General features: G+C 62.7%; 11 protein-coding genes. All 11 read left to right on the forward strand.

From position 1 onward, the window contains the following. The first annotated feature begins 219 nt into the window (after positions 1–219). The 11 genes from FQ192_RS28155 to FQ192_RS28205 all read left to right on the forward strand — a co-directional run bounded on the left by FQ192_RS28155 (position 220) and on the right by FQ192_RS28205 (position 13217). On the forward strand, positions 220–504 hold the full coding sequence (locus FQ192_RS28155; protein WP_149658722.1) for a DUF3077 domain-containing protein: 285 nt from the start codon (positions 220–222) through the stop codon (positions 502–504). Next, entirely contained in the window at positions 501–767 is a 267-nt protein-coding gene (locus FQ192_RS28160) for a short-chain dehydrogenase (RefSeq protein WP_149661451.1), read from the forward strand. The genes FQ192_RS28155 and FQ192_RS28160 overlap by 4 nt, the downstream gene beginning before the upstream one ends. A 300-nt stretch (positions 768–1067) precedes the next feature. After that, complete coding sequence (locus FQ192_RS28165; protein WP_149661452.1) at positions 1068–1514, forward strand: DUF411 domain-containing protein; 447 nt, start codon at positions 1068–1070, stop codon at positions 1512–1514. Continuing rightward, positions 1514–1948: a YqaA family protein gene (locus FQ192_RS28170; protein ID WP_149661453.1), complete on the forward strand. Its 435-nt coding sequence runs from the start codon at positions 1514–1516 to the stop codon at positions 1946–1948. Before FQ192_RS28165 ends, FQ192_RS28170 begins: the two co-directional genes overlap by 1 nt. Before the next feature lie 85 nt (positions 1949–2033). Continuing rightward, positions 2034–3056 carry an alpha/beta fold hydrolase gene (locus FQ192_RS28175; RefSeq protein ID WP_149661454.1) on the forward strand — a complete coding sequence of 341 codons (1023 nt, stop codon included), beginning with the start codon at positions 2034–2036 and terminating at the stop codon, positions 3054–3056. A 10-nt stretch (positions 3057–3066) separates the two neighbouring features. Continuing rightward, positions 3067–4020 (forward strand): D-2-hydroxyacid dehydrogenase family protein, encoded by a 954-nt coding sequence (locus tag FQ192_RS28180; protein ID WP_149661455.1) that lies wholly within the window; start codon positions 3067–3069, stop codon positions 4018–4020. A gap of 588 nt (positions 4021–4608) precedes the next feature. Next, the gene (gene glgA / locus FQ192_RS28185) at positions 4609–6189 is read left to right on the forward strand and encodes a glycogen synthase GlgA (protein ID WP_149661456.1); all 1581 of its coding nucleotides are present in this window, start codon (positions 4609–4611) and stop codon (positions 6187–6189) included. Between the two features lie 16 nt (positions 6190–6205). Further along, positions 6206–7999 carry a malto-oligosyltrehalose trehalohydrolase gene (gene treZ / locus FQ192_RS28190; protein WP_149661457.1) on the forward strand — a complete coding sequence of 598 codons (1794 nt, stop codon included), beginning with the start codon at positions 6206–6208 and terminating at the stop codon, positions 7997–7999. Further along, entirely contained in the window at positions 7996–10074 is a 2079-nt protein-coding gene (gene malQ, locus FQ192_RS28195) for a 4-alpha-glucanotransferase (RefSeq protein WP_149661458.1), read from the forward strand. Before treZ ends, malQ begins: the two co-directional genes overlap by 4 nt. Further along, the gene (locus tag FQ192_RS28200) at positions 10071–12866 is read left to right on the forward strand and encodes a malto-oligosyltrehalose synthase (RefSeq protein WP_149661459.1); all 2796 of its coding nucleotides are present in this window, start codon (positions 10071–10073) and stop codon (positions 12864–12866) included. Before malQ ends, FQ192_RS28200 begins: the two co-directional genes overlap by 4 nt. Before the next feature lie 21 nt (positions 12867–12887). Then, positions 12888–13217 carry a DUF2934 domain-containing protein gene (locus FQ192_RS28205; RefSeq protein WP_149661460.1) on the forward strand — a complete coding sequence of 110 codons (330 nt, stop codon included), beginning with the start codon at positions 12888–12890 and terminating at the stop codon, positions 13215–13217. Positions 13218–13264: the final 47 nt, after the last annotated feature.

A 13264-nucleotide genomic window follows, 5' to 3' on the forward strand; every position in this document is an offset into this window, starting at 1 on the left:
GTGATCGGGTTTGACGGCTCGGCGGTTTTAAGGTGCGCATTGTTCTCCAACTTTGCTCGTGCACTCGTGTGCTCGACACAAAGCTTTATGGTGACTGTGCGCGGGGCACTTTCGAGTGCGCCGGGTACCTTAGACCGGTCCGTCAACCTGCGCACAGTTGCCACCCATTCGTTTGACGGCGATCTTGTGGCAGCTCTTGATGACTAAGGAGCTACAACAATGACCCACGCAACCACAAAATCCACCCCGTTCGCCCCCTGCGATCACACCGACCACCACCTCTTCGCCGTACAACCCGACATCCCCCTGCTCGATGCCCTGGAACACGCCTCAATCTTCCTCAGCGGCGCCGAAGCCCTCGCCCATCAAGCCCCCAACGCCACCCGCCCGGAACATATCGCGACTCTGCGCTGGGCCAGCAAGCACCTGCTCGATACTGCCCGTTCGCTGGTACAGGCCTCGATCGATGGTTTGCACGCCGCGCAAGCGGGAGGTGAGGCATGAATCCGCACATGCCGATGACTAGCAATGAATCCGATACCCCGGTGTTACTGGTGGCCACGCAGGCGCCGCTGGACGTTTTGCACTGCCAGGCCGCCGCGCGGTTTCTGGCGGGGACGCAGATGATGGAGAGCCTGGCCAGCCTCGATATCAGTCAGGCCAAGGGCGCCGATGTGCAGCAATTGGCGCTGGCGGCGGCGCTGTTGTTGAGGGATGGGTGTGATGTGATGGATGTGTTGGGGCGGCGGATTCGGGCTCGGGTGTAATTGCCGGGTTTGAGGCCAGCCGTTAGGGCCTCTTCGCGGGCAAGCCTTGCTCCTACACGGGGGATCGTCGTACACAACATCTGTGTTCACCGCCGATCCCTGTAGGAGCGAGGCTTGCCCGCGAAGGCGGTTTCACATTCAGCAGGGATGTTGGCTGACCCGCCGCTTTCGCGAGCAAGCTTCGCTCCTACAGGATTGGTGTCGTTTTCGTATTACTTCGAAACACTCTCCCCCCGCGTTCCTGGCTAAAGTCGTCAAAATGCCTCTTTTTTTGACCGCCACCCGAGTCGAGACCTTCCCATGCGAACCCACCTGCGTCTGCTCGCCCTGAGCGCCCTGTTTCTCTCCTCCCTGGCCCAGGCCGCCGACCTGGTCCCCATCGAAGTGCACCGCGATGCGAATTGCGGCTGCTGCAAGAAATGGATCAGCCACCTGGAAGCCAACGGCTTCAAGGTCGAGGATCACGTCGAAGCCGATATGAGCACGTTCAAGCAACAGCACGGCGTGCCGCCCCGCCTGGCGTCGTGTCATACCGCATTGATCAACGGCAAGTTCGTCGAAGGCCATGTGCCGGCCGAGCAAGTGCTGGCGCTGAGCAAGCGTGCTGATCTGCTGGGGGTGGCGGCGCCGGGTATGCCGATGGGCTCGCCCGGCATGGAAATGGACGGCATGAGCGACGCCTATCAAGTCATCGGCCTGAAAAAGGACGGGACGGACACGGTGGTGGCGGACTATCCCGCCCATTGATGTCCGGCGCTTATATCGGGTTGTTCCTGGCGGCGTTCGGTGCCGCGACGCTGTTGCCGTTGCAGTCCGAAGCGGTGCTGGTGGGGCTGTTGCTCAGCGACCAGTATTGGCTGTGGTCGCTGCTGGCGGTCGCGACCCTGGGCAATGTCCTTGGCTCGCTGGTCAATTGGTGGCTGGGCCGTGGCATCGAGCGCTTTCGCGAGCGACGCTGGTTTCCCGTCAGCCCGCGGCATCTTGAAACAGCCCGAAAACATTATCAGCGCTACGGCCATTGGTCGTTGTTGCTCAGTTGGGTGCCGGTGATCGGTGATCCGCTGACGCTGGTGGCGGGCGTCCTGCGCGAGCCGCTGGGGCGGTTCCTGTTGATCGTGACCCTCGCCAAGGGCGCCCGTTACGCCGTGCTGGCCCTGGCAACCCTGGGCTGGATGAGTTGAACGATCGGGGTCGCTGATTGCCTGTGTTTAATGTCGCCCTAATCATGCGCTTCCAGCATCCGTGAATTTCCCATGGAGTAAACCTATGTCCCCTTCCCGCTGGCTGCCCAGCCTGCTGCTGACCGCCGCACTGCCCGTCCTGGCCCATGCCGAAGGCCCGGCGTATGGCCCGCAGCTGCAAGGTTTCGACTACCCCTACACGGTCAAGCACTTTGCCTTTCAATCCCAGGGCAAATCCCTGCAGATGGGTTACATGGACGTCGCCGCCCATGGCAAGGCCAACGGGCGCAGCGTGGTGCTGCTGCACGGCAAGAATTTCTGCGGCGCCACGTGGGACAGTTCGATCAAGGCCCTGAGCGAGGCCGGTTACCGGGTGATCGCCCCGGACCAGATCGGTTTCTGCACTTCCAGCAAACCGGACAATTACCAATACACGTTCCAGCAACTGGCGACCAACACCCAGCAGTTGCTCAAGGCGCTGGGCATTCAGAAAGCCACGTTGCTGGGGCACTCCACCGGCGGCATGCTCGCCACCCGTTATGCCCTGCAATACCCGGAACAGGTCGAGCAACTGGCGCTGGTCAACCCCATCGGCCTGGAAGACTGGAAAGCCCTCGGCGTGCCGTATCGCACCGTCGATCAATGGAATGAGCGAGAGCTGAAAGTCACCGCCGAGAGCATCCGCGAGTACGAACGCAGCACCTATTACGCCGGGCACTGGAAGCCTGAGTTCGACCGTTGGGTCGACATGCTCGCCGGCTTGAGCAAAGGTCCGGGCAAGGCCCAGGTGGCATGGAACTCGGCGCTGATCTACGACATGATCTTCACCCAACCGGTGTACTACGAGTTCAAGGACTTGAAAGTGCCGACGCTGTTGCTGATCGGCACTTCCGACACCACCGCCATCGGCAAAGACATCGCGCCCCCGGCGGTGAAGGCGAAAATTGGTCACTATGAAGTGCTCGGCAAGCAGGTGGCCCAGCTGATTCCCCAATCGACGCTGATCGAATTCCCCGGCCTGGGCCACGCACCACAGATGGAAGAACCGGCGAAATTCCACCAGGCCCTGCTGGGCTGGCTAAGCAAATACAACCCTGTTCGCGGATGAGGTAAGGCTGATGGCAGTGCAGATTGCGGTGATCGATGACTGGCAGGACGTGGCCAGCGGCGTGGTGGACTGGTCAGTGCTCGACAGCATCGGCGACGTCAGTTTTATCCACGACTACCCAGCCGACAACGACACCTTGGCCGAACGCCTGGGCGGGTTCGAGGTGATCTGCGTGATGCGCGAGCGCACGCGGTTCGACGAAGACCTGCTGCGCCGTTTGCCGAAACTGAAGTTGCTGGTCACCGGCGGCATGCGCAACGCCGCCCTGGACCTGAAAGCCGCCGCCGCGCTGGGAATTCAGGTCAGCGGCACCGACAGCTACAAACACGCGGCGCCGGAACTGACCTGGGCACTGATCATGGCCGCCACCCGCAACCTCGTCGCCGAAGCCAACGCCCTGCGCGCCGGCCTTTGGCAACAAGGCCTGGGCGGCGATCTGCATGGCAAGACCCTGGCGATTCTCGGCCTGGGCAGCATCGGCCAGCGCGTGGCGCAATTCGGCCAGGTGTTTGGCATGCGGGTGATCGCCTGGAGCGAAAACCTCACGACCGAACGGGCTGCCGAGGTTGGCGTGACCTATGTGAGCAAGCAGGAGTTGTTCGAACAGGCCGATGTGCTATCGGTGCATTTGGTGCTCAGCGACCGCAGTCGTGGGATCGTCGACGCTCAGGCGCTGGACTGGATGAAACCCACCGCGCTGCTGGTCAACACCGCGCGCGGGCCGATTGTCGATGAAGCGGCGCTGATCAAGGCGTTGCAGAAAAATCGGCTGGCGGGGGCGGCGCTGGATGTGTTCGATGTGGAGCCGTTGCCCGCATTGCATCCGTTCAGAACGCTACCCAATGTGCTGGCCACGCCCCATGTCGGGTATGTCAGCCGACAGAATTACCAGCAGTTTTTTTCGCAGATGATTGAGGACATTCAGGGTTGGGCGGCAGGGGCGCCGGTTCGGTTGTTGACGTAAAACCCCGTTATCGTTCTTCGCGGGCAAGCCTCGCGCCTACAGGTTCACGCGATCCTCTGTAGGAGCGAGGCTTGCCCGCGAAGAGGCCCTCACATTCACCACACCTCTGAAAAACCTTGCGCACCGCAATGGTGCAAAACCTCTTTCCCCCTCGCACACCCATGTGACTTGCACGTGACATTTTGGCCCGCCATTCCAAAAAAACATGCCCTTCGTCGGTGCGTTTACCCTCCGTATCTGCACGTCCGTACCTCTTTAAACCGATTGTCGAACAATTTTGCCATTTGGTCCGTGCCGCTCTAAGTTCTGGCCTAGACTGATTTTCGCGGGTTGAAACCGGTCGGTCACAAAGCGGGAAAATAGTCGAAACTTTTGCCTGTCGTGCAGAGTCCTCTCTAAGACAGGTGCGTTCCGACTGGTGCAATCCTTGCAGTAACCCTTGTATGAGCCGCTCCACCCTTTGTGCTTTAGCGTATTGGGCAGCCCTTGCTCCTCGATGCGTAGCGCGTTTGCGCCCGGCCACAGGATTCGGCCACGAACACCGTTTGTGCCAGGCCTAGAATTAGATCAACAACACGGGAGATTCATATGATCAGTGCGGCTTTAGATATTCAGGGAGAACGTGCTCATCAGCAGGTCGGCGAATCGAGCGCCGTGAATGCCCCCAGCAGCAAGGTCATCAGCGTTCCCAAGACCCTTGCACCGGTGGCCAGTCAGAACCCGAACAAGAAAAAGGTTTTGTTTGTCACCTCGGAAATCGCCGATCTGGTGAAGACCGGCGGTCTGGGCGACGTCTCCGCGGCACTGCCCCGGGCCATGGCTCATTTGCACGACGTGCGTGTGCTGATCCCCGGTTACCCGCAAGTGCTGCACAGCGAAAACCCGATCCACATCATTGGTGAACTCGGCGGTCATGCCGCATTGCCGCCCTGCAAGATCGGGCGCATGGACATGCCCGACGGCCTGGTCATTTACGTGTTGATCTGCCCCGAGCTCTACGAGCGCGAAGGCTCGCCCTACGGCGCCAATAACGGTCGCGACTGGCCGGACAACCACATTCGTTTCGCCCGCCTGGGCCTGGCCGCTGCCGATATCGCCGCCAACCTCGCGCAAATCCACTGGTGCCCGGACCTGGTGCACGCCCATGACTGGCCGGCCGGCCTGGCCCCTGCCTACATGCACTGGCGTGGACAACGCACCCCGACGCTCTTCACGATCCACAACCTCGCCTACCAAGGCGTGACCAGCCTCGGCTCTTGCCCGGAACTGGGTATTCCGATGCACGCGTTGCAACAAGAAGGCATGGAGTTCTACGGCAAGATGTCGTTCCTCAAGGCCGGCATGGCCTATTCGAGCCATATCACCACGGTCAGCGCCACCTACGCCCAGGAAATCACCACGCCAGCCTTTGGCTGCGGCCTCGACGGTTTTCTCGCCGCCAAGACCCAGCAAGGCTTGCTCAGCGGGATTCCCAACGGCATTGATGAAAGCTGGGACGCGGCCACCGATCCGCACCTGTTCTGCCCGTTCACCATTGGCGACTGGGACGGCAAAGCCGTCAACGCCGCCCATGTCCGTGAGTTGTTCGGTCTTGAAGATTCCGAAGGCCCGCTGTTCGCCGTGGTGTCGCGGCTGGTCTACCAGAAAGGCCTCGACCTGACGGAAGCCGTAGCCGAATTCATCGTCGAAAACGGCGGGCAGATCGCAATCATCGGCCGTGGCGAGCCGGAAGAAGAACAAGCCATGCGCGAATTGGCGCTGCGCTTCCCCGGTCAAGTGGGTGTACGCATCGGCTTCAACGAAACCGACGCCCGCCGCATGTTCGCCGGCAGCGATTTCCTGCTGATGCCGTCGCGTTACGAACCTTGCGGCCTGAGCCAGATGTACGCCCAGCGCTTCGGCTCATTGCCGGTGGCACGCAACACGGGCGGCCTGGCGGACACCATTGAAAACGGTGTGACCGGGTTCCTGTTCGACGAATCCACCGTCGAAAGTTACCGCGAAGCCGTGGGCCGTGCGTTCAAGGTGTTCGCTTTCCCCGATCTGCTCAACGCCATGCGCTGCCGTGCCATGGCCGCACCGTTCAACTGGTGCAAGGCGGTCGAACCCTACGCCGAACTCTACGAACAACTGGTGGCTAAAGCCTTGGGTAAATCGGGCCACAAATAAGAAGAGGTTTTCAAAGATGCCGTTACGGACCCTTGAGACCTGGCCCCACGGCGCAATCATGCTGGACGCAGAACACACGCGTTTTGCCTTGTGGGCGCCAGATGCGTTCGACGTCAGTGTCGAACTGGATGATGGACAATCCATACCGCTGCAACCCCAGGCCGATGGCTGGTTTGTGATTCAGACCCGCTGCCCGGCCGGCACGCGATACCGCTACAACATCGATGGCGAACAGGAGGTGCCCGACCCGGCCTCCCGCGCCCAGGCCGGGGACCTCGACCGCCACAGCGTGGTGGTCGACCCCCTCGCCTACCACTGGCAACACAACGACTGGCAAGGTCGGCCGTGGCATGAGGCGGTGATCTACGAATTGCACGTCGGCACGCTCGGCGGCTTCAGCGCGGTCGAGCAGCACCTGCCGCGCCTGGTCGAACTGGGCGTCACCGCGATCGAACTGATGCCACTGGCGCAATTCCCCGGCGAGCGCAATTGGGGCTACGACGGGGTCCTGCCCTACGCGCCCCAGGCCTCCTACGGTTCCCCCGAACAACTCAAGCACCTGATCGACACGGCCCACGGCCATGGCCTGGCGGTGATTCTCGACGTGGTCTACAACCACTTCGGCCCCGACGGCAATTACCTGCATCGCTACGCCAAGGGTTTCTTCCGCGAAGACAAACACACGCCGTGGGGCGCGGCCATCGACTTCCGCCGCCGCGAGGTGCGTGACTTCTTTATCGAAAACGCGCTGATGTGGCTGCAGGAATACCGCTTCGACGGCTTGCGCCTGGACGCGGTGCACGCCATCGAAGACCCGGACTTCCTCCAGGAACTGGCGCAACGGGTACGCCGCCAGACCGAGCCGGGTCGGCACGTCTGGCTAAACCTGGAAAACGAACACAACCAGGCCAGCCTGCTGGAGCAAGGCTTCGACGCGCAGTGGAACGACGACGGGCACAACGCCCTGCATGTGCTGCTGACCGGCGAAACCGACGCCTATTACGCCGACTACGCCGAAAACCCCACCGAGCAACTGGCGCGCTGCCTGAGCGAAGGCTTTGTGTTCCAGGGCCACATCAATCGCCACGGTGAAGCGCGGGGCGAGCCCAGCGGTCACTTGCCGCCGAGCGCGTTTGTGCTGTTTTTGCAGAACCACGATCAGATCGGCAACCGCGCCTTTGGCGAACGCCTGCATCAACTGGCGCCGACCGATGCGTTGAAAGCCGCCACCGCGTTGCTGCTGCTGTCCCCGATGATCCCGCTGATGTTCATGGGCGACGAGTTCGCCGCCGCGCAACCCTTCCTGTTTTTCACCAGCCATCACGGTGAACTGGCGGAACTGGTGCGCGAGGGGCGGCGTAATGAATTTGCGGCGTTCAGCGCGTTCAAGGATCCGCACAAACGGGAAAAGATCCCCGACCCGAACGCGCCCGACACCTTTGAGGCGTCACAGCCGCGCCCGGCGGATGAGCCGGAGCAACAGGCGATTCACGCGTTGTATCGGCACCTGCTGAAACTGCGCCATGAGCACATCGTTGCGCACCTGCCCGGCGCCCGCGCCTTGGGCGCTGAGGTGCTGGGCGCCGGTGCCGTGTCCGCGCGCTGGCGCCTGGGCAACGGCAACCTGCTGCGTATTGACCTGAACCTCAGCGACACGCCTGTGGTCCACCCTCCACAGGCCGATGCGTTGCTGTTGTTCGAACACCCGCCCGCATCCGACCTGCTGAATCAGAGCAGCCTCGCCCCATTTAGCGTGCTCGTCAGCCTCACGGCTGCAAACCCTTTGCTACCTGATGGAGAGCGCCTATGAGCGATGCGCAACTGGAAATACTGGCCAGCCGAGCTGGCCTGGCGGTCGATTGGATCGACGCCAATGGCCGTCCACAGAAAGTCACCCCGGCCGTGCTGCGCGCGGTGCTGATCGGGCTCGGCCACCCGGCCAGCACGGCCCAGGAAATCGACGCCAGCCTCCTGCAATTGCAAGAGCTCCAGCAAACCCGGCACTTGCCGCCGCTGATCACCGCGGATTTCGGCAAAGGCCTGGATCTGGCGCGCTATTTCGAGCCCGAAACACCGTGCGAAGTGCACCTGGAAGACGGTTCGCGCCTGCACCTCAAACTCGATGCCGAAGCAGTCCTGCCCGGCTTGATCCCGGTCGGCTATCAGCACGTCAGCATCGACGGCCAATCCTTCACGTTGGCCGTGGCCCCGGAACGCTGCTACAGCGTCGGTGACGCGGTCGACAGTCCGATCCCGCGCACCTGGGGCCTGAGCGTGCAGCTCTATTCCCTGCGTCGTCCCGGCGATGGCGGCTTTGGCGATACCCAGGCGTTGGAAGAGCTGGCCCGAGTGGCCGGCGAACGCGGTGCCGAAGCGTTGGCGATCAGCCCGATGCACGCGATGTTCAGCAGCGACACCCACCGCTATAGCCCGTATTCACCGTCCAGCCGTTTGTTCCTCAACAGCCTTTATGCCGCGCCGGGGGCGATCCTCGGCGAACGCGCCCTGCGTGACGCGATTGACGCCACCGGGCTGGCCGAGCAACTGCAAGCACTCGAAGCCCTGCCGCTGATCAACTGGCCGGTGGCCGCTGAAGCCAAACACCGGTTGTTGCAGGCGCTCTACGAAGGCTTCGTCCAGGGCGAACACCCTTTGCACGAAGACTTCAGCAGCTTCCGCCACGCCGGCGGCGAAGCCCTGGAAAACCACTGCCGTTTCGAAGCGATCCAGGAAGCCCGCGCCGCTCGCGGTGAAGACCTGGACTGGCGGCACTGGCCGCAGGAATGGCAGGACCCGCGCAGCACCGCGCTGGCCGACTTTGCCGAAGAAAACGCCGGCCGTATCGGCTTCTTCGCCTTCTGCCAATGGTTGATCGACCGCTGCCTGGCCCGTGCGCAAACCGCTGCAGTCAGCGCCGGCATGGGCATTGGCCTGGTGGCGGACCTCGCAGTCGGCGCCGATGGCGGTGGCAGCCAGGCCTGGAGTCGTCAGGACGAATTGCTCGCCTCGCTGACCGTCGGCGCACCGCCGGACATCCTCAACCGTACCGGCCAAGGCTGGGGCATTTCCGCGTTTTCCCCGGAAGGCCTGGTGCGTAACGGCTTTCGCGCGTTCATCGAAATGCTTCGGGCCAACTTCGCCCACGCCGGTGGCCTGCGCATCGACCATGTGATGGGCCTGCAACGTTTGTGGGTGATCCCCAACGACGCACCGCCGGCCGATGGCGCCTACCTGTATTACCCGGTGGACGACCTGCTGCGTCTGCTGACCCTCGAATCCCATCGACATCAGGCAATCGTGCTCGGCGAAGACCTGGGCACGGTGGCCGACGGCCTGCGGGAAAAACTCATCGCCCGCTCGATCCTCGGCATGCGCGTGCTGTTGTTTGAACAGGACAACACCCACTTCAAGTCGATCCTCGACTGGCCGGACAACGCCCTGGCGACCACCAGCACCCATGACTTGCCGACACTCAACGGCTGGTGGCACGGCCATGACATCGACTGGAATGCGCGTCTCGGCCTGGTGGATGCCCCAGGTGAGATCGAGTGGCGCCATCACCGCGAACGCGAGCGCGAAGGCTTGCGCCGGGTCTTGAGTGAAGACCCGCAGAACTTTCGCGAAGAGTCCCACGAATCCGATCAGGTGCTCGACGCTGCCATCCGGTTCCTCGGCCACACCCGTGCGCCGCTGGTGCTGCTGCCGCTGGAAGATGCCCTGGGCATCGAACAGCAAGCCAACCTGCCGGGCACCACCGATTCGCACCCGAACTGGTCGCGACGCCTGCGCGGCGGCAGTGAAGCCTTGCTCGATGACCCGGACGCCGCCCGGCGCCTGGAACTGCTCGCCTGCGCGCGACTTCAGGCGGCCGAGCGTGACCAATGAATCAAGCCCTCATTCAGCCGCTGCGCGCGACCCTGCGCCTGCAATTTCATAAAGGGTTCACCCTGGACGATGCGGTGCCGCTGGTGCCGTACTTCGCCCGCCTGGGCATCAGCCATGTCTACGCCTCGCCGCTGCTCAGCGCCCGCGCCGGATCGATGCATGGCTACGACGTGGTGGACCCGACCACGGTTAACCCGGAACTCGGCGGTGAAGCGGCGTTGCGCCGTTTGGTCGCGGCCCTGCGCGAGCAGAAAATGGGGCTGATCCTCGACATCGTCTCCAATCACATGGCCGTCGGCGGCGGCGACAACCCGTGGTGGCTGGACTTGCTGGAATGGGGACGCCTGAGTCCCTACGGTGAGTTTTTCGACATCCAGTGGCATTCGCCGGACCCATTGATGGAAGGCCAATTGTTGCTGCCGTTCTTGGGCAGCGACTACGGCGTGGCGTTGCAGGACGGCACCCTGCCCCTGCGCTTCGATGCCGGGCGCGGCGAGTTTTTCGTCGAGCACTACGACCATCACTTTCCAATCTGCCCGACCTGGTACGGCGAGCTGCTCAAGCCCAACGAGCAACTGAACGCCGAACAGACCGAACAACTGAAATTCCTCAGCGACCGTTTTGCGGCGCTGAGCTTTCAGACCGACGCCCACAGCCTGGCGATTCCCCTGCAAGAGGAACTGCGCGAGTTGGCGGGCGACCCGGCAATCCTGCACGCCCTCCAACAGCAGATCAGCACCTATGACTCGCTGACACCAGAAGGCTTCCACAACCTGCACAACCTGCTGGAGCGCCAGAGTTATCGGCTGGCCAGTTGGCGCACGGCGGCGGATGACATCAACTGGCGGCGCTTTTTCGATGTCAACGAACTCGGCGGTTTGCGCGTTGAGCGCCCGGCCGTGTTCGAAGCCACCCACGCAAAAATCTTCGAGCTGATCACCGAAGGCCTGGTGGACGGCTTGCGCATTGACCACATCGACGGCCTCGCCGACCCACGGGGTTATTGCCGCAAACTGCGCCGCCGGGTCGATAGCCTGTCGCCAGAGCGGCACTTGCCGATCTACGTCGAAAAGATCCTCGGCGAAGGCGAAACCCTGCACCGCGACTGGTCGGTGGACGGCACCACCGGTTACGAATTCATGAACCAGTTGTCGCTGCTGCAACACGACCCGGCCGGCGCTGAAACCCTGGGCGAGTTGTGGAACCGTCACAGCGAGCGCCCCGCCGAATTCATCCAGGAAGCACGACTGGCACGCCAGCAGATCCTCAATGGCTCGCTAGCCGGGGATTTCGAAAGCGTCGCCCAAGCGCTGTTGCAAGTGGCCCGGGATGACGTGATGACCCGCGACCTGACCCTCGGCGCGATCCGCCGGGCCTTGCAGGAATTGATCGTGCATTTCCCGGTGTACCGCACCTACATCAGCCCCCGTGGCCGCTCGGCCGAGGACGATGTGTTTTTCCAGCAAGCCATGGACGGTGCGCGGCTGACGCTGAGCGAGGCCGACTGGCCGGTGCTCGATTGCCTGGCCGGCTGGCTTGGCGGCGAGCCTTGGCGCAAGCGCCCGATGGGCCGCCAGCGCAAGATCCTCAAGCATGCCTGCGTACGCTTTCAGCAGCTGACGTCGCCGGCGGCGGCCAAGGCTGTGGAAGACACCGCGTTCTATCGCTCGGCGGTGTTGCTGTCGCGCAATGACGTGGGCTTCAGCACCGAGCAGTTCAGTGCGCCGGTCAGCGACTTCCATGCGGTGTGCCGCAGTCGCCTCGACACCTTCCCGAACAATCTGCTGGCCACCGCGACCCACGACCACAAACGCGGGGAAGACACCCGGGCGCGGCTCGCGGTGTTGAGTGAGCGCAGCACGTGGTACGCCGAACAGGTCGAGCACTGGCGGGAAATGGCGCGAGCACTGCGCAGCGATGACAGCGCGCCGTCGCCGGGTGACGAGTTGATTCTGTATCAGGCGATTCTCGGCAGTTGGCCGCTGGAACTGCGCAGCAACGATCAACCAGCCCTGGCGGACTACGCCAAACGCCTGTGGCAGTGGCAGCAAAAAGCCCTGCGCGAAGCCAAGCTGCAAAGCAGTTGGAGCGCGCCGAACGACGCTTACGAGCAAGCCACCGAAGCCTTTCTCAACCGGCTGTTGCTGAGCGCTGAAGGACAGGCATTGCGCACCGCCCTCGCTGAAGCGGCGCAGGCCATTGCCGCACCCGGTGCGTTGAATGGTTTGGCGCAAACCTTGCTGCGCATGACCGTGCCGGGGGTGCCGGACCTCTATCAGGGCAACGACTTCTGGGACTTTACCCTGGTCGATCCGGACAACCGCCGCCCCGTGGATTACCCGGCCCGTGAACAGGCGTTGCAGGCACCGTTCGAACTGCCGCCGTTGCTGACGAACTGGCGTGACGGGCGCATCAAGCAGCGCCTGATCGCCACGACGTTGCAGCGCCGGGCCGAGCACGCCGAGCTGTTCCGTCAAGGGGCCTATCATGCCCTTGAAGTGGTCGGCAGCGAGGCGCATCGGGTGTTGGCGTTTGCTCGCCAGCACGCACACACCTGGGCCATCGTGATCGTGCCGATCCGCTGTGCCGGGCTGCTGGAAAACAGTGCCGAACCTCAGGTTGGCGCGCCGCAGTGGGGCGATACCCGGGTCAAATTACCGTTCGCCGCCCCGGACCAAAACCTGAAGGGACTTTTTTCCACCGTAGCAGTCACAAACCACAGGGAGCTGAATATCAGCGCCGCGCTGGGGGATTTCCCGGTCAATCTCTTTATCCAAACTATCGACACTTGAGTTCAGTTCAGGAGCATTGCGATGAGTACCGAAGATAAACGCGTTCGCGAATTTGCCTATCAAATCTGGGAGTCCGAAGGCAAGCCAGAAGGCCAGGAAGAACGTCATTGGGAGATGGCGCGCAAACTGGCTGAAGCGGAAGCCCTGGCACCCAAGAAATCGTCGAAAGCAGCCGCCGGCAAGACCCCGGCTGCCAGCAAGGCTAACGGCAAGCTCGACGCCAAGCCCGACAGCAAGGCGCCAGCAGCGAAGGCCAAAGCCAAACCGGCTGCGGCGGCAAAAGTAACCCCGCCAGGGGAAAAAGCTGCCGAGAAGAAACCACGTACCGCGAAAAAACCACCTGCGGTCTGACGTTTCACGCTTTTGAACTGACTGATCCCGTGGCGGGTTCGCTCGCC

The organism is Pseudomonas sp. ANT_J12 (assembly GCF_008370045.1).
Taxonomy (GTDB): Bacteria; Pseudomonadota; Gammaproteobacteria; order Pseudomonadales; family Pseudomonadaceae; genus Aquipseudomonas.

What these genes read in the sequence shown, in the direction of transcription:
- glgA (WP_149661456.1), top strand. Translation starts at nt 4,609, where the DNA reads ATGATCAGTGCGGCTTTAGATATTCAGGGAGAACGTGCTCATCAGCAG.
- FQ192_RS28155 (WP_149658722.1), top strand. Translation starts at nt 220, where the DNA reads ATGACCCACGCAACCACAAAATCCACCCCGTTCGCCCCCTGCGATCAC.
- FQ192_RS28205 (WP_149661460.1), top strand. Translation starts at nt 12,888, where the DNA reads ATGAGTACCGAAGATAAACGCGTTCGCGAATTTGCCTATCAAATCTGG.
- treZ (WP_149661457.1), top strand. Translation starts at nt 6,206, where the DNA reads ATGCCGTTACGGACCCTTGAGACCTGGCCCCACGGCGCAATCATGCTG.
- FQ192_RS28175 (WP_149661454.1), top strand. Translation starts at nt 2,034, where the DNA reads ATGTCCCCTTCCCGCTGGCTGCCCAGCCTGCTGCTGACCGCCGCACTG.
- FQ192_RS28170 (WP_149661453.1), top strand. Translation starts at nt 1,514, where the DNA reads ATGTCCGGCGCTTATATCGGGTTGTTCCTGGCGGCGTTCGGTGCCGCG.
- FQ192_RS28165 (WP_149661452.1), top strand. Translation starts at nt 1,068, where the DNA reads ATGCGAACCCACCTGCGTCTGCTCGCCCTGAGCGCCCTGTTTCTCTCC.
- FQ192_RS28160 (WP_149661451.1), top strand. Translation starts at nt 501, where the DNA reads ATGAATCCGCACATGCCGATGACTAGCAATGAATCCGATACCCCGGTG.
- malQ (WP_149661458.1), top strand. Translation starts at nt 7,996, where the DNA reads ATGAGCGATGCGCAACTGGAAATACTGGCCAGCCGAGCTGGCCTGGCG.
- FQ192_RS28200 (WP_149661459.1), top strand. Translation starts at nt 10,071, where the DNA reads ATGAATCAAGCCCTCATTCAGCCGCTGCGCGCGACCCTGCGCCTGCAA.
- FQ192_RS28180 (WP_149661455.1), top strand. Translation starts at nt 3,067, where the DNA reads ATGGCAGTGCAGATTGCGGTGATCGATGACTGGCAGGACGTGGCCAGC.